Raw genomic sequence first — 15,095 nt, forward strand, 5'->3', positions numbered from 1 at the left:
CCCTACCCGCCGGTGGCCGTGGGTGCGGCGAACTGGGCGTTGTAGAGCCGGGCGTAGGCGCCGTCGGCCAGCAGGAGCTCCTCGTGGGTGCCCTGCTCGACGATCGCCCCGTCCTCCATCACCAGGATCAGGTCCGCGTCGCGGATCGTGGAGAGCCGGTGCGCGATCACGAACGAGGTCCGGTCGCTGCGCAGTGCCGCCATCGCCTGCTGCACCAGCAGCTCGGTCCGGGTGTCCACCGAGCTGGTCGCCTCGTCGAGGATCAGCAGTGCGGGATCGGTCAGGAACGCGCGTGCGATCGTGACCAGCTGCCGCTCGCCGGCGGAGAGGTTCGAGCCCTCCTCGTCGATGACGGTGTCGTAGCCCTCCGGCAGCGAGTGCACGAACCGGTCCACGAACGTCGCCCGGGACGCCTCGAGGATCTCCTCCTCCGTGGCGTCGGGACGGCCGTAGGAGATGTTGTCGCGGATCGTGCCCTCGAAGAGCCAGGTGTCCTGGAGCACCATCCCGATCTGGCTGCGCAGCGCCGCCCGCGGCATCGTGGAGATGTCCACCCCGTCGAGGGTGATCCGGCCGCCGTCGACGTCGTAGAAGCGCATCACCAGGTTGACCAGGGTGGTCTTGCCGGCGCCCGTGGGGCCGACGATCGCGACGGTCTCCCCCGGCCGGGCGACCAGGGAGAGGTCCTCGATCAGCGGGACGGCCGGGTCGTAGGAGAACGTGACGTGCTCGAAGGACACCTGCCCCCGGCGCGAGCCTGCCGGTGCCGGAAGACTGTCGGAGTCGGCCGGCTCCTCCTCCGCGTCGACGAGCTCGAAGACCCGCTCCGCGGACGCGACCCCCGACTGGAGCAGGTTCATCATCGAGGCCACGGTGGTCAGTGGCTGGGTGAACTGGCGGGTGTACTGCACGAAGGCCTGCACCTCCCCCAGGGACAGGGATCCCGAGGCGACCCGCAGCCCGCCGATGACCGCGATCACGACGTAGTTGAGGTTCCCGATGAACATCATCGCCGGCATGATCAGGCCCGAGACGAACTGGGCGCCGAAGCTGACCTTGTAGAGCTCGTCGTTCTCCTCAGCGAGAGTCCGCTCCACCTCCTGCTGCCGGCCGAAGACCTTCACCAGCGCGTGGCCTGAGTAGGCCTCCTCGATCTGCGCGTTCAGTCGTCCCGTACGGCGCCACTGGGCCACGAACTGTCCCTGCGAGCGCTTCATGATCGCCCGCGTCAGCAGCAGCGAGACCGGCACCGAGACCAGGGCCACCAGCGCCAGCAGCGGGGAGATCCAGAACATCATCCCGAGCACGGCGAACACCGTGAGCAGCGAGGTCATCAGCTGGCTGAGCGTCTGCTGGAGGGTCTGGCTGACGTTGTCGATGTCGTTGGTGACCCGGCTGAGCAGCTCGCCGCGCGGGGATCGGTCGAAGTAGTTCAGCGGCAGCCGGTTGATCTTCTCCTCGACGTCCTGCCGCATCCGGTGCACGGTGTTCTGCACGACCCGGTTGAGCACGATGCCCTGGAGCCATCCCAGCAGCGCCGCCCCGACGTACACCGCGAGCACGGTGAGCAGCACGTTGCGCACCGCGACGAAGTCGACGCCCTGGCCGGGCACGATGTGGTCCATCCCGGCGAGCACGTCGGCGAGCTTGCTCTCACCGCTGTTCCGCAGCCGCTCCACCGCCTGCGCCTGGGTGGACCCGGCGGGGACGAAGTTGCGGCTGAACATGCCGGAGAACACCAGGTCGGTGGCGTGGCCGAGGATGCGCGGGCCGACCGAGAGCAGCAGCACGCTGCCCACGCCGAGGAGCACCACCACCACGGCCTTGGCGCGGTCCGGGCGCATCTGGGCGACGAGCCTCTTGGAGGACGGGATGAACGTCATCGCCTTCTGCCCGACCATGCCCCCGCCCATGGGGCCGCGGCCGGGGCCGCCGGCGGGCGCCTCGATCCGCTCGGTGGCCTCGAAGCCGGCCTGCTTGTCCTTCACGGCCGGGGCCTCGACCGGGGCCTCGACGGGGGCCTTCTCGCCCGGGCTCATGCCGCCTCCTCCGCGGTCAGCTGCGAGGTGACGATCTCCTGGTAGGTGCCGCAGGTCTCGAGCAGCTCGTGGTGGGTGCCGCGTCCCACCACCCGGCCGTCCTCGAGCACCAGGATCAGGTCGGCGTCGATGATCGTGGTCACCCGCTGGGCCACGATCAGCGTGGTCGAGTCGCGGGTCGTCGGTCGCAGCGCCGCCCGCAGCCGCGCGTCGGTGGCGAGGTCGAGGGCAGAGAACGAGTCGTCGAACAGGTAGATCCCCGGCTTGCGGACCAGGGCCCGGGCGATCGCGAGGCGCTGGCGCTGGCCGCCGGAGAAGTTCGTGCCTCCCTGGACCACCGGCGCGTCGAGCCCCTCGGCGAGGGACTCGACGAAGTCGCGGGCCTGGGCGATCTCAAGCGCGGCCCACAGCTCGTCCTCGGTGGCGTCGGCCTTGCCGTACTCCAGGTTGCTGCGGATGGTCCCGGAGAACAGGTAGGCCTTCTGGGGCACCAGCCCGATCTGGGACCAGAGCGCGTCCGGGGCGATCCGGCGTACGTCGGAACCACCCACCCGGACCACGCCCGAGGTCGCGTCGAAGAGCCGCGGGATGATGTTGACCAGCGTCGACTTCCCGGCACCGGTGGAGCCGATCACCGCCACGGTCTGTCCCGGTCGAGCGGACAGGGACACGTCGCTGAGCACCGGGGACTCCGCACCGGGGTAGGAGAACGTCACGTCCTCGAGGTCGAGCCAGCCGCGCCGGGCGGGGTCGGGCAGCTCGGGGTCCTCCGGCGGCGGTACCGAGGTCTGCGTGTCCAGCACCTCGACGATCCGGTCCCCGCAGACCGAGGCCCGCGGCACCATCATCAGCATGAACGTCGCCATCATCACCGACATCAGGATCTGCATCAGGTAGGACAGGAACGCGGTGAGCGCCCCGACCTCCATCTGGCCGTCGTCGACGCGGTGCCCGCCGAACCAGATCACGGCGACGCTGGAGACGTTCACCACCAGCATCACCAGCGGGAACATCGTGGCCATCCACCGCCCGGCCCGGACCGAGACGTCGGTGAGGTCGTCGTTGGCGCGACGGAAGCGGGCGGCCTCGTGGGGCTCCCGGACGAACGCCCGGATGACGCGGATGCCGGTGATCTGCTCGCGCAGGATCCGGTTGACCTCGTCGATGCGGACCTGCATCCGGCGGAAGTTGGGCACCATCCGGCTGACCACGAGGCCGACGCTGAGGAACAGCGCGGGCACGACCACGGCGAGGATCCAGCCCAGGCCGAAGTCCTCGCGCAGGGCCATCACCACGCCGCCGACCATCATGATCGGGGCGGAGACCGCGATGGTGCAGGCCATCAGCACCAGCATCTGCACCTGGGTGACGTCGTTGGTGCTCCGGGTGATCAGCGACGGGGCCCCGAACTCCTGGACCTCCCGCGCGGAGAACGTGCCCACGCGCCGGAACAGCGCGGCCCGCAGGTCGCGGCCCAGGCTCATCGAGGTCCGGGCGCCGAACCAGACGGCGCTGACCGAGCTGGCCGCCTGGACCAACGTGACGGCGAGCATCACCCCGCCGGCACGGACGATGTAGCCGGTGTCGCCGGTGGCCACCCCGCGGTCGATGATGTCCGCGTTCAGGCTGGGCAGGTAGAGCATCGCCACCACGCCGACGAACTGCAGGACGACGACGGCGGCCAGCCAGGACCGGTAGGGCTGGAGGTACTCGCGGACGAGGCGCAGCAACATCTCAGCCCTTCCTTCCCTGGTCCCCGGGAGGCGTCACGCCGGTCTCGCGCCTCATTCGCTCACTGCGGGTCACCTGACCACACTAGGGAGCAAGGCGCGACGTGCTCCAACCATTTGTCCCGCGCCGGTAGACCAGACGGTCGTGCAGCCGGCCCTTGCGTCCCTGCCAGAACTCCACCAGGTCCGGCAGCACGCGGTAGCCGCCCCACCGGGGCGGGAGCGGGACCGGGTCGGCGTCGGCGAACCTGCCCTCGACCTGCGCGTACAGGTCGTCGAGCTCGTGTCGCGAGGACACCTCCTGCGACTGCGGCGAGGCCCACGCGCCGAGCTGGGACTCGCGCGGCCGCACCGAGAAGTAGGCCTCGCTCTCCTCCTGCGAGACCGGGGTCGCGGTGCCCTCCACCCGGACCTGGCGCTGCAGGTCGTGCCAGGGGAAGAGCAGCGCGACCGCGGGGTTGGCGGCGAGGTCGTGGCCCTTGCGGGAGTCGTAGTTGGTGTAGAACACGAAGCCCTCGTCGAGCCCCTTGAGCAGCACCATCCGGGACGACGGGCGTCCCTGGTCCGAGACGGTGCTCACGACCATCGCGTTGGGCTCGTGCACCCCGGCCGCGACCGTGTCCTCGAGCCAGGCCCGGAACATCTCGACGGGGTCGGGCCGCAGGTCTGGAAGGTCGAGCCCGCGGTCGCCGTACTCCCTCCTGAGGGCGGCAAGGTCGGCACCGTTCGGCTTCTCGCGCATCCTCCGAACCTAGCGCCAGCGCCCCGGCCGAAGTCCGCAACTGGGTACCCAGCGTGACGGCGCGCACAGGAGTAGGCATGATGTGACAGTCCGCGACACTGCCGGACAGCCACTCGAAGGAGTCGTCACCAATGACCGAGGTACACCACGGCCTGGAGGGCGTAGTCGCCTTCGAGACCCAGATCGCCGAGCCCGACAAGGAAGGGTCCGCGCTCCGTTACCGGGGCGTCGACATCGAGGAGATCGTCGGCCGGATCCCGTTCGAGAAGGTCTGGGGCCTGCTCATCGACGGGTCCTACGACCCGGGTCTTCCCCCCGCCGAGCCGGTCAACCTGCCGATCCACACCGGCGACGTCCGCGCCGACGTCCAGGCCGGTGTCGCGATGCTCGCACCGATGCTGGGCATGAAGCAGACCTACGACATCTCCGACGAGGAGGCCCGCACCGACCTCAGCCGCGTCGCGGTGATGGTGCTGTCGTACGCCGCCCAGTCCGCTCGTGGTCTCGGCCTGCCGATCGTCCCCCAGCGCGAGGTCGACAAGGGGAACACCCTCGCCGAGAAGTTCATGATCCGCTGGAAGGGCGAGGCCGACCCCGCCCACGTCAAGGCGATCGACGCCTACTGGAGCTCGGCCGCCGAGCACGGGATGAACGCCTCGACGTTCACCGCCCGGGTGATCACCTCCACCGGCGCCGACGTCGCCGCGGCGTTCTCCGGCGCGATCGGCGCGATGAGCGGCCCGCTGCACGGCGGCGCCCCCTCCCGCGTGCTTGGGATGATCGAGGACGTCGAGAAGACCGGCGACGCGAAGGCCTACGTCAAGAAGCTGCTCGACGACGGTGAGCGCCTGATGGGCTTCGGCCACCGGGTCTACCGCGCCGAGGACCCCCGTGCCCGCGTGCTGCGCCGCACCGCCAAGGAGCTCGGCGCCCCTCGCTACGAGGTCGCCGAGGAGCTGGAGAAGGCCGCGCTCGCCGAGCTCAAGGAGCGCCGCCCCGACCGCGTCCTGGAGACCAACGTGGAGTTCTGGGCGGCGATCGTCCTGGACTTCGCCGAGGTCCCGGCCAACATGTTTACCTCGATGTTCACCTGCGCCCGCACCGGCGGCTGGTCGGCGCACATCCTGGAGCAGAAGACCACCGGCCGGCTGATCCGGCCCTCGGCGATCTACGTCGGCCCGGGCGAGCGTCCGGCCAGCGACATCGAGGGCTGGAACCCTGCGTGGGGCGACACCGACGCCTCCGAGGAGCCCGTCGCCTGATCGTCCGACGGCCCGGGGTCAGGTGCGGCGATCGCCCTGCCCCCGGGCCGTTGCGCGCTCCGGGGTGGGCGCCAGGCTGCGTGCGAAGCAGCGCGAGAGCGGCGCGTCCTTGTAGAACCCGAACCCGGGGATGCGCACGTAGCCCGAGGACTCGTAGAGCGCGATCGCCTCGGGCTGGCGGATCCCGGTCTCGAGCACCATCACCTGCGCCCCGGCTTCGCGGGCGGTCTGCTCGAGATGGGCCAGCATCTCGCGGGCGAGGCCCAGGCGCCGGCCGCTGGGGGCGACGTACATCCGCTTCACCTCGGCGCTGAGCCGGGTGCCGTCCACCTCGACGTCCTCGCGCCGGCGCCAGGCTCCGGTGGCCACCGGCCGGTCCTGGAGGTAGCCGACGAAGAAGGCGCCCATCGGCTCCTCGAAGTACGTCGGGTCGATCGGGGTCTCGTCACGCCCGCCGTAGCGCCGGACGTACTCCTCCTGGACCTCCTCGACGAGGACGGCCGCGTCCGGATGGGTGATCGGCAGCCGTTCCACCCGCCAGCCCGAGAGGTCCACCATGACTGACAGAATAGTGACCGTGACCGACATCGTGATCCCCGAGGAGCTCAAGCCTGCCGACGGACGATTCGGAGCCGGACCCTCGAAGATCCCTGTCGGCGCCCTGGACGCGCTGGCCGCGACCGGCACCTCCCTGATGGGCACCTCGCACCGGCAGGCTCCCGTGCGCAACCTGGTCGGGCACGTCCGCGAGGGACTCGGTGACCTGTTCTCGCTCCCCGACGGCTACCAGGTCGTGCTCGGCAACGGCGGCTCCACCGCGTTCTGGGACATCGCCACCTTCGGGCTGATCCGGGAGAAGAGCCAGCACCTGAGCTTCGGCGAGTTCGGCTCGAAGTTCGCCCAGGCCGCCACTGCGGCCCCCTTCCTCGCCGACCCCACGGTGATCAAGAGCGAGCCCGGTTCGCGGCCCGAGCCGGTGGCCGAGGAGGGCGTGGACGCCTACGCGTGGGCGCACAACGAGACCTCGACCGCGGTGATGGCGCCGGTCCGGCGGGTGGCCGACGACGACTCCCTGGTGCTCATCGACGCGACCTCCGGCGCCGGAGGGCTTCCGGTGGACCTCAGCGAGGCCGACGCCTACTACTTCGCGCCACAGAAGGCCTTCGCCTCCGACGGCGGCCTGTGGATCGCCCTGATGTCGCCGGCCGCCCTGGACCGGGCGGCCTCGATCGCGGCGAGCGGCCGCTGGATCCCCGCGTTCTTCGACCTGCCCACCGCCATCGAGAACTCGGCGAAGAACCAGACCTACAACACCCCCGCGGTCGCGACGCTGTTCCTGATGGCACAGCAGCTCGACTGGATGAACGGCCAGGGCGGACTCGACGCGATGGTCGCGCGGACCACCGCTTCCTCCCAGGCGCTCTACGGGTGGGCCGAGCGCACGTCGTACACCACGCCGTACGTCGTCGACCCGCAGCACCGCTCGCTGGTGATCGGCACCGTCGACCTCGACGAGGCGATCAGCGCCGACGCGGTCGCGGCGACCCTGCGGGCCAACGGCATCGTGGACACCGAGCCCTACCGCAAGCTGGGGCGCAACCAGCTCCGGATCGCGATGTACCCCGCGGTCGACCCGGCCGACGTCGAGGCGCTCACCGCGTGCGTCGACTTCGTGGTCGAGCGCCTCTGACCTGACCCGACCCCAGCTCGCGGCCGCCGCACCGGGGCAGGGTCAGTCCGACCGGTGGCGCAGGCCCAGGCCGATTCCCGAGGCGCCCACGCCGACGACGCCCAGGATCGCCCACATCAGCCAGGGGTCGGGCATCTCGAACCCGGCCCGGTCCTGCTCGCCCGGCGGCGGCTCGGGTGTCGGCACGGGACTGGCCGTGGACGAGGGGGTCGGGGCGGTCGGGGTCGCGGAGGCCGACGGGCTCGCCGAGGGCGTACCCGAAGGGGTGGCCACCGGGGTCGCTGCCGAGGTCGCCGCGGGTGCGGCAGCCGGCTGTCGCATCCGCTGCACCACGGCCGCGGGGAGGGACACCTCGTGCACCACCGCGCGCACGCCCTCGCTGCTCAGCCGGATCCGCCCGGTGGGCCCCACGGAGATCCCCTCGCCCTGGGGCTGGGGTGGGAGCGCGAAGGTCCCGACGGGTGCGAAGCCCGGGAAGGTGTAGACGCTGGCCTGTCCGGGGCCACGCACGATCACGTGGCGCCCGTCGGGCAGCATCGCGGCGTCCGTGGCGAGCTCGGCCACCCGGCCCACCGGCTCGAGCCGGTTCACCTTCGTGCGGCTCAGCCGGGCCGGGGCCCGGAAGACGGCGCCGCCGGAGAACGCCTTGGTGATCACGTGCAGGCGACCGGAGCGGTCCGCGAACAGGGACTCCGCGTCCCTGGAGCCACCGGGGTAGGCGAAGCGGTAGGTCGCGGCGACCCGGGTGGTCCGTCCGGGCAGCAGCTGGACTCGGTGGACGCTGACCCACTTGCGCCGGGCGCGGTTGTCCCCGATGTCACCGACCCAGACCGACCAGCCCCCGGCTGGGGCGAGGGCCTCCACGTCGACCAGGTCGGCGCGGTACCTCGTCGTGGCGACCGTGGCGCCGGTCGCCGCGTCGAGGAGGTAGAGCACCGGTCGGCCACCGGAGTCGTTGGTGGTGACCATGGCAGAGCCCAGGTCGACGAGCCCGCTGGACTCGTCGATCCGGGTGTCGCTGAACGCGAAGGCAGGACCGTCGTTGCCGTGGGCTGCCGACGCAGGGACCGACACCATCCCCCCGGTCAGCAGCGCAGCGATGAGCATGCGCCACCTCAATGCGGATCCCCCTCGTTCAGCAGCTCCGCCAGCTGCGGTGTGAGGTGCCACGAGGACACCAGCACGTCGTACTCGTCCTGGGCCTGCCTTGACGGAGCAGTCCCCGTACGCACGGCTCGCAACAGGGTGTTGCGCGGAGTGTGCACGCTGTCGACGAACTCGACGACGTCGACTCGGTAGCCGACCTGTCGGAGAATCCCTGCCCGCAGGGCGTCGGTCAAGGTATCGGCCAGACGTTCGCGAAGAATGCCGTCTCGGGTCAAACTGGTGTAGCCCACCGGTGTCGGATTTTCCCGTAATTGTCGAGAAATATCGTGATGACAGCACGGTGCTGCTAGCACCAGTTCCGCCTGCCAGCCGATGGCCCGGAACAGGGCGTCGTCGGTGGCCGTGTCGCACGCGTGCAGGGCCAGCACGACGTCGGGATGCTCCTCCAGGACCACGTCCCGGATGCCCGCGGTGAGGAAGGTGAGCTCATCGGCCACGCCGAGCTGCTCGGCGACCTCGGTGTTGTGCCGACGCGACTGCTCCTTGACGTCGACCCCGATGAGGTGCACCGGCAGCTGCTCGCGCAGCCAGGCGTGAGCGGCGAAGGTCAGGTAGGCGTTGCCGCAGCCGAGGTCGACGACCCGCAGCGGGTTCTCCGGCGTCGGGGTGCGCAGCCTCCCCGCCCGGGTGGCCTCGTCGATGGCCGCCGAGAGCGAGCGCAGGAACTCCTCGACCTGGCGGTACTTCGCCTGGCGCGACGGCTTCACCCGCCCCTGGGCGTCGGAGATGCCGAGCGCGCGCAGCACCGGGTGGTCACCGGGCAGGAGACGCTGCTTGGCGTGGTCGTGGCCGCGCTCGGGGACCACCGGCTGCTCCCGGTCCGTGGAGTGCGTCAGCGGCCGCCCCTTCTTGGTCACCCGGAGCTGGTGGGTCTGCGTGGTGGTCTCGACGTGCCAGTTGGCGAAGGGCTGGGCGAACAGCTCCTCGAGGGCGGCTGCGACGTCCTCGTGGTTCGTGACGTGGGCCTGGGTGTCGTCGTACGCCGTGACCTGGAGGCGCCTGCCGGCCTTCAGGTCGACGTAGCGCAGCTCCACGCGGCGCCACCGGGGCTCCGGCTCCCCGCGGCGCCGGCCCGAGGCCAGAGCGCGGACGAGGTGCTCCTCGTCGGCCACGAGGTCGCGCAGCCGGGTGAGTGCCAGCGAGAGTTCCTCGGCCATCACAGCCCTCGCTCTACTTGCTCAGGGCTGCGATCACCACGATGAGGATCAGCCCACCCAGCGCGACCGGAATCACCATGCGGCGGTAGCGGGGGTTCATGCCGGCGAGTCTATGGGCTCGGCAAGCGGCGCCCGACCGACCGTCACCTGGGGCTCGACGAAGCCCCGGCGGCGGGTGAAGATCGCCATCGCGAGCAGCACCCCGAGGATGGTCAGCCCGCCCCCGCCGATCAGCGTCCACCGGGCGCCGAACTGCTCACCGATCCAGCCGATGAACGGCGAGCCGATCGGCGTACCCCCCATGAACACCATCAGGTAGAGCGCCATCACGCGGCCCCGCAGGTGGGGTGCGGTGGCCAGCTGCATCGTGGTGTTCGCGGCCGTGATCATCGTCAGCGCGCTGAACCCGAGGAGCGGGACGATCAGGGCGAACGTGAGGTACGTCGGCACCAGGCCGGCGAGGATCTCGACCACCCCGAAGACCAGCGCGGCGCCGGCGACCAGCCGCAGCCGGATCCGGACCCGGCGAGCGGCCAACAGGGCTCCGGTGAGCGATCCGACGGCCATCGCGGAGCCGAGCAGGCCGTACTCGGTGGCGCCCTTGTCGAAGACCTGGGTGGCCATCAGCGCGGAGGTCATCTGGAAGTTCAGGCCGAAGGTGCCGGCGAAGAACACGATGGTGAGCACCAGCATCAGGTCCGGGCGACCGCGCAGGTAGCGCACGGCGTCGCGGATCATCCCCTTGTGCCGTGGCTCGGGCGGACTGGTGTTGAGGTCGGCGACCACCATCCGACGCAGCGCGAACACCACCGCCGCGTAGCTGAGGCCGTTGAGCAGGAACACCCAGCCGGTGGCCTCCGCTCCCCCGCCCAGCGCGCCGATCAGCAGCCCGGCGATGGCCGGCCCGGCCACCCGGGCGGCGTTGAAGGACGCGGAGTTCAGGCCGACGGCGTTGCTCAGGTCGTCGGGGCCCACCATCTCGCTGACGAAGCTCTGCCGGGCCGGGGCGTCGAAGGCCGAGCCGACCCCGAAGACGAACGCCAGCACGTAGACGTGCCAGACCTCGACGGTGCCGGTCACCGCGAGCGTGCCGAGCAGCAGCGCGGTGAGCCCCATCACGACCTGGGTCACCTGGAGCAGCCGGTGCTTGGGGAACCGGTCGGCGACCAGCCCGGCGTACGGCGAGAGCAGCAGCGCGGGCAGGAACTGCAGCCCCGTGGTGATGCCCAGCGCGACACCGTCGTTGGTGGCCAGCACGACGACCAGCCAGTCCTGGGCGACGCGCTGCATCCAGGTGCCGGTGTTCGACACGACACCACCCGTGGCGTACAGGCGGTAGTTGTGGTTGTGCAGGGAGCGGAACGTAGGACTCAAGTAGTGGCCAACCTCTGGATCAGTGGCGCGGCCTCACGCAGGAGGGCGCGCTCGTGCGGAGTGAGCTCGCGCAGTCGCTGGCTCAGCCAGGCGTCGCGCCGCCGGCGGCCGGCAAGCACGGCCTCCCGCCCCTGATCGGTCAGGTCGACGAGCACCTGCCTGCCGTCGCTGTCGTGCGGCCGGCGGACGACGTACCCCTGCTCGACCAGCCAGTTCACCGTCCGGGTCATCGACGGCGGCCGCACGTTCTCGTGCGCAGCGAGCGCACCGACGGTGCACTCGCCCTCACGGAACAGGATACCGAGCGCGCTCGACGCGGTGCTGGTCAGCGGGTCGTCCGGGTCCCGCTCGTTGCGCAACCGTCGGGACAGCCGCGCCACCGAGAACCGGAGCTCACTGGCCAGCCCACCCTCGGACCGCGACGTCTGCGGCCGGGGCTGCGGCGACTGCGTGACTGAAGACATATCGTTAGCATAAGTCATTACCCCCGCTAACCATTCCCTCAGCGCACAAACTTTCCCGCCGCCCGCCGAGCGGCGGCTGTGGCGCAGACGCGCGGACACAAGTTCTCGTTTCGCGGGAGCACGCACGCTCAGCCGACGCGGTCGACCCGACTTGTGTCCGCGCGTCTACGAGGCTGGGCCGGGACAGCTGGGCCAGGACAGGAGTGCCCGGTCAGCGTGCTCAGGTGAGGAGGTTGGTGAGCGGGTCGATCGCGAAGTAGGCGACGAACATCACGCTGATGCCCCACATCAGGGGGTGGATCTGGCCGATCTTGCCGCGGACGACCTTGATCAGGACGTAGGACAGGAAGCCGGCGCCGATACCGGCGGTGATCGAGTAGGTGAACGGCATCAGCACGATGGTGAGGAACGCCGGGATCGCGATCTCGATGTCGTCCCAGTCGATGCCCCGGACCTGCTGCATCATCAAGAAGCCGACCAGGACCAGCGCGGGTACGGCGGCCTCGCTCGGGATCACCTTGACCAGGGGGGCCAGGAAGATCGAGAACAGGAAGAGCACGCCCGTCACGACGGCGGCGAGACCGGTGCGGGCGCCCTCGCCCACGCCTGCCGCGGACTCCACGTAGGAGGTGTTCGAGGACACGCCGCCCGCGCCACCGGCGACGGCGGCGAGGGAGTCCACGACCAGGATGCGCCGGGTGTTCGGGGGTGCGCCTTCCTCGTCGAGCAGCCCTGCCTCGGCGCCGATGGCCGTCATCGTGCCCATCGTGTCGAAGAAGTCGGCCAGCATCAGCGTGAACACCAGCAGCACGACCGCGACGACGCCGATCGACTCGAAGGAGCCGAGCAGGTTGAACTCGCCGAGGGTGCCGAAGTCGGGTGCCTCGAAGATGCTGTCCGGCAGCGCCGGCACGGTCAGGCCCCAGCCGGTGGGGTTGTCGGCGCCCGCGGGGCCGAACTTCCCGAGGGTCTCGACCACGATCGCGATCACCGTGGTGGCGAGGATCGAGATCAGGATCGCGCCCCTGACCCGCAGCACCCACAGGGCGATCATCAGCACCAGGCCGATCACGAACACGGCCACGGGCCAGCCCTGGAGGCTGCCACCGTTACCGAGCTGGACCGGCACGGTGCTCATCGCGGCGTCGGGGATCCGGCGGACGAAGCCCGCGTCGACGAAGCCGATCAGGGCGATGAACAGTCCGATGCCGACCGAGATCGCGACCTTGAGCTGCGCGGGGACAGCGTGGAAGACCGCTTCCCGGAAGCCGGTGAGCACGAGGACCAGGATCACGATCCCCTCCATCACCACCAGGCCCATCGCGTCCGCCCAGGTCATCTGGGTGGCGATCGAGACCGCCACGAACGCGTTCAGCCCCAGTCCGGCGGCCAACGCCAGCGGATAGTTCGCGAACACACCCATCAGGATGCTCAGCAGGCCGGCCACGAGCGCCGTACCCGCGGCGATCGCCGCGAGGTTGCCCGGGGCGGCTCCTCCGAGGAGGTTGCCGTCGGTGTCCTCGATGAAGCCGAGGATCAGCGGGTTGAGCACGATGATGTAGGCCATCGTGAAGAAGGTGACCACACCACCGCGGATCTCCTGGGCGACGGTCGATCCACGTTCGGTGATCTTGAAGAACTTGTCCACGCGCGGAATCCAACCACGATGTCGGCTCCGGCCACGAACGGAGTCCCCAGCGGGGCTAGATTGGGGGCATGCAATCCGCCGACGACCAGCCCATGGTCCACGAGATCGGCAACCACACCTACGTCGTCGCGCCGGTCGATCCGCTCGACCTCGACGGGGTCCGCACGATGCAGGTCGGCACCGCCATCTGGGCCGTCGCCTTCGTCCTGCTGCTGCCGTTCTACAGCCGCCTCGAGGAGGCGGACAAGCTCTGGTGGCTGTGGACCTGCCTGGCCGGCTTCGGGCTCGGCCTCGTCGGCTGGGACCACGTACGCCGCCGGCGCAATGCCCGACAGCAGCCCACGGAGCAGCAGCTCACAGACCAGCAGCTCACCGACCGGTAGCCGGCCGGCGCGGCGACCGGGAGCGAGCTGCCGGGCCCGGCCAGGTTGTCGACGAGGGCGACCCCATCGCGTGGCACCGGCGTCGCGCAGGAGGCGAATGATGACCCGCACCGTCTACTACACCGCCACCACCCTCGACGGCTTCCTCGCCGACGAGCACGACTCCCTGGCGTGGCTCTTCGAGCAGGACATCGACCAGGCCGGACCGGGCGGCTACGAGCCGTTCATCGCCACCGTGAGCGCCCTCGTGATGGGTACGACGACCTACCGCTGGATCGGCGACCACATGCGCGCCCACGACGAGTCGTGGGCCTACGACATCCCCTGCTGGGTCTTCACCCACCAGGAGCTCGAGCCGCTGGGTGACGACATCACGTTCGTCTCGGGCGAGGTGGCCGAGCAGCATGCGGCGATCACCGCATCGGCGGGCGAGCGTGACCTCTGGGTCGTCGGCGGCGGCGACCTCGCCGGTCAGTACGCCGACGCGGGGCTGCTCGACCAGGTGATGGTCGCGATCGCACCGGTCACGCTGGGCGCGGGGCGTCCGCTGTTCCCGCGCCGGCACGACCTGGAGCTGGTCGAGGTGGGCCGCAACGGCGACTTCGTCGTGGCGACGTACGACGTCCGCGGCCCCCGCAAGGACTGACCGGGACCCAGCGGCGGCTCAGAACTGCTCGAAGTCGTCCACGCTCAGCGAGTCGAACACGTGGTCCGGCAGCGGGGGCGGCAGCTGCTTCTTGCGCAGCTGCGCCTCGGAGTGCGCGCCGCAGCCGTGGTCCAGGGAGACCACCTGGCCGTCGTCGTTGGCGAACTCGTTGGCGCACACGCCGAAGGTCTCCGACAGTGGGCCGGCGAGCCGGACCAGGAAGCCGCAGCCCTCGCAGCGGCCGGGGGCCGACTGCGCGATCGGCGTGTTCGGGCCGCGCTCGCCGTCGTACCACCGCTGCGCCGCCAGGTCACGGCCCTCCGTGGAGAGCACCCGGGAGCGGCCCAGGCCGAGCTCCTCGATGACGGCGCGATCCCACTGGTCGACGTCGCCGGCGAAGTAGGCGGGGACCAGGCGGGGGTCGTCCTCGTCGGTGGGCAGCAGGTCCCCCGGCGACAGGTCGCCGGACTGGATCCGCTCGCGCCACGGCACCCAGGCGGGCGCGAGGATGGCGTCGTCACCGGGGAGCATCACGATCTCGTCGATGGTCACGCGGTCCGACCCCGGAGCGTGGGCGACGGTGACCGCCCAGGCCCAGCCCGGGTAGCCGGCCTCGGTGCACGCGAAGCTGTGCGTGACGACGCCCTGCTCCTCCGGGGTGGCACCGAGGTGCTCCCCCACGACGTCGGCACCCACCTGCTCCACGAGGGCGGCTCGGGCGGTGTCGACTGCCTCGAGGGCGGACGGGTCAACTTGGGTCATCACGACCCCATTGTCACTCATGGGCAAGGGC

At 70.6% G+C, this 15,095-nt stretch carries 14 protein-coding genes; 4 read left to right on the forward strand and 10 right to left on the reverse strand.

Going from position 1 to position 15,095, the window contains the following annotated elements; translation table 11 throughout:
* Positions 1-2 precede the first annotated feature (2 nt).
* The 3 genes from AC4BGB_RS08130 to pdxH form a co-directional block, all read right to left on the reverse strand.
* Positions 3-2,039 carry an ABC transporter ATP-binding protein gene (locus tag AC4BGB_RS08130; RefSeq protein ID WP_490546274.1) on the reverse strand — a complete coding sequence of 679 codons (2,037 nt, stop codon included), beginning with the start codon at positions 2,037-2,039 and terminating at the stop codon, positions 3-5.
* Positions 2,036-3,772 carry an ABC transporter ATP-binding protein gene (locus AC4BGB_RS08135; protein WP_490546275.1) on the reverse strand — a complete coding sequence of 579 codons (1,737 nt, stop codon included), beginning with the start codon at positions 3,770-3,772 and terminating at the stop codon, positions 2,036-2,038. The genes AC4BGB_RS08130 and AC4BGB_RS08135 overlap by 4 nt, the downstream gene beginning before the upstream one ends.
* Before the next feature lie 82 nt (positions 3,773-3,854).
* A complete protein-coding gene (gene pdxH / locus AC4BGB_RS08140) occupies positions 3,855-4,511 on the reverse strand; it encodes a pyridoxamine 5'-phosphate oxidase (protein ID WP_490546276.1) in 657 nt (218 codons plus the stop codon).
* Between the two features lie 131 nt (positions 4,512-4,642).
* Here pdxH and AC4BGB_RS08145 point away from each other — a divergent pair, with 131 nt between their 5' ends.
* Complete coding sequence (locus AC4BGB_RS08145) at positions 4,643-5,773, forward strand: citrate synthase 2 (RefSeq protein WP_490546277.1); 1,131 nt, start codon at positions 4,643-4,645, stop codon at positions 5,771-5,773.
* A gap of 18 nt (positions 5,774-5,791) precedes the next feature.
* Here the strand turns inward: AC4BGB_RS08145 and AC4BGB_RS08150 are convergent, their stop codons facing one another.
* A complete protein-coding gene (locus AC4BGB_RS08150; protein WP_490546278.1) occupies positions 5,792-6,331 on the reverse strand; it encodes a GNAT family N-acetyltransferase in 540 nt (179 codons plus the stop codon).
* Between AC4BGB_RS08150 and serC the strand changes: the two genes are divergently transcribed.
* Positions 6,330-7,463, forward strand: coding sequence for a phosphoserine transaminase (gene serC / locus AC4BGB_RS08155; protein ID WP_490546279.1), 1,134 nt, complete (start codon positions 6,330-6,332; stop codon positions 7,461-7,463). The genes AC4BGB_RS08150 and serC overlap by 2 nt on opposite strands.
* Positions 7,464-7,505: 42 nt before the next feature.
* On the opposite strand, the gene AC4BGB_RS08160 is transcribed toward serC, so the two are convergent.
* From AC4BGB_RS08160 to AC4BGB_RS08180, 5 genes are all read right to left on the reverse strand, one after another.
* Complete coding sequence (locus AC4BGB_RS08160; protein WP_490546280.1) at positions 7,506-8,570, reverse strand: hypothetical protein; 1,065 nt, start codon at positions 8,568-8,570, stop codon at positions 7,506-7,508.
* An 8-nt stretch (positions 8,571-8,578) separates the two neighbouring features.
* Positions 8,579-9,787 (reverse strand): class I SAM-dependent methyltransferase, encoded by a 1,209-nt coding sequence (locus tag AC4BGB_RS08165; protein ID WP_490546281.1) that lies wholly within the window; start codon positions 9,785-9,787, stop codon positions 8,579-8,581.
* Positions 9,788-9,883: 96 nt separating this feature from the next.
* Complete coding sequence (locus tag AC4BGB_RS08170; protein ID WP_490546282.1) at positions 9,884-11,161, reverse strand: MFS transporter; 1,278 nt, start codon at positions 11,159-11,161, stop codon at positions 9,884-9,886.
* Positions 11,158-11,625, reverse strand: a complete 468-nt coding sequence (locus tag AC4BGB_RS08175; RefSeq protein ID WP_490546283.1) for a MarR family winged helix-turn-helix transcriptional regulator — start codon at positions 11,623-11,625, stop codon at positions 11,158-11,160. Before AC4BGB_RS08175 ends, AC4BGB_RS08170 begins: the two co-directional genes overlap by 4 nt.
* Before the next feature lie 220 nt (positions 11,626-11,845).
* Positions 11,846-13,273, reverse strand: coding sequence for an NCS2 family permease (locus AC4BGB_RS08180; RefSeq protein WP_490546284.1), 1,428 nt, complete (start codon positions 13,271-13,273; stop codon positions 11,846-11,848).
* 68 nt (positions 13,274-13,341) lie between these two features.
* Between AC4BGB_RS08180 and AC4BGB_RS08185 the strand changes: the two genes are divergently transcribed.
* Both AC4BGB_RS08185 and AC4BGB_RS08190 read left to right on the forward strand, forming a co-directional pair.
* Positions 13,342-13,656 carry a DUF2530 domain-containing protein gene (locus AC4BGB_RS08185; protein WP_490546285.1) on the forward strand — a complete coding sequence of 105 codons (315 nt, stop codon included), beginning with the start codon at positions 13,342-13,344 and terminating at the stop codon, positions 13,654-13,656.
* Between the two features lie 100 nt (positions 13,657-13,756).
* Positions 13,757-14,302 (forward strand): dihydrofolate reductase family protein, encoded by a 546-nt coding sequence (locus tag AC4BGB_RS08190; RefSeq protein ID WP_490546286.1) that lies wholly within the window; start codon positions 13,757-13,759, stop codon positions 14,300-14,302.
* An 18-nt stretch (positions 14,303-14,320) separates the two neighbouring features.
* On the opposite strand, the gene AC4BGB_RS08195 is transcribed toward AC4BGB_RS08190, so the two are convergent.
* On the reverse strand, positions 14,321-15,064 hold the full coding sequence (locus AC4BGB_RS08195; RefSeq protein ID WP_490546287.1) for a DUF3027 domain-containing protein: 744 nt from the start codon (positions 15,062-15,064) through the stop codon (positions 14,321-14,323).
* Positions 15,065-15,095: the final 31 nt, after the last annotated feature.

It is taken from the genome of Nocardioides sp. Z30_9 (assembly GCF_058215735.1).

Excerpts from the sequence above, each read along its gene's own strand:
- AC4BGB_RS08190 (WP_490546286.1), top strand. The coding sequence starts at position 13,757 with ATGACCCGCACCGTCTACTACACCGCCACCACCCTCGACGGCTTCCTC.
- AC4BGB_RS08175 (WP_490546283.1), bottom strand. The coding sequence starts at position 11,625 with ATGTCTTCAGTCACGCAGTCGCCGCAGCCCCGGCCGCAGACGTCGCGG.
- pdxH (WP_490546276.1), bottom strand. The coding sequence starts at position 4,511 with ATGCGCGAGAAGCCGAACGGTGCCGACCTTGCCGCCCTCAGGAGGGAG.
- AC4BGB_RS08130 (WP_490546274.1), bottom strand. The coding sequence starts at position 2,039 with ATGAGCCCGGGCGAGAAGGCCCCCGTCGAGGCCCCGGTCGAGGCCCCG.
- AC4BGB_RS08135 (WP_490546275.1), bottom strand. The coding sequence starts at position 3,772 with ATGTTGCTGCGCCTCGTCCGCGAGTACCTCCAGCCCTACCGGTCCTGG.
- AC4BGB_RS08185 (WP_490546285.1), top strand. The coding sequence starts at position 13,342 with ATGCAATCCGCCGACGACCAGCCCATGGTCCACGAGATCGGCAACCAC.
- serC (WP_490546279.1), top strand. The coding sequence starts at position 6,330 with ATGACTGACAGAATAGTGACCGTGACCGACATCGTGATCCCCGAGGAG.
- AC4BGB_RS08165 (WP_490546281.1), bottom strand. The coding sequence starts at position 9,787 with ATGGCCGAGGAACTCTCGCTGGCACTCACCCGGCTGCGCGACCTCGTG.
- AC4BGB_RS08195 (WP_490546287.1), bottom strand. The coding sequence starts at position 15,064 with ATGACCCAAGTTGACCCGTCCGCCCTCGAGGCAGTCGACACCGCCCGA.
- AC4BGB_RS08150 (WP_490546278.1), bottom strand. The coding sequence starts at position 6,331 with ATGGTGGACCTCTCGGGCTGGCGGGTGGAACGGCTGCCGATCACCCAT.
- AC4BGB_RS08160 (WP_490546280.1), bottom strand. The coding sequence starts at position 8,570 with ATGCTCATCGCTGCGCTGCTGACCGGGGGGATGGTGTCGGTCCCTGCG.
- AC4BGB_RS08145 (WP_490546277.1), top strand. The coding sequence starts at position 4,643 with ATGACCGAGGTACACCACGGCCTGGAGGGCGTAGTCGCCTTCGAGACC.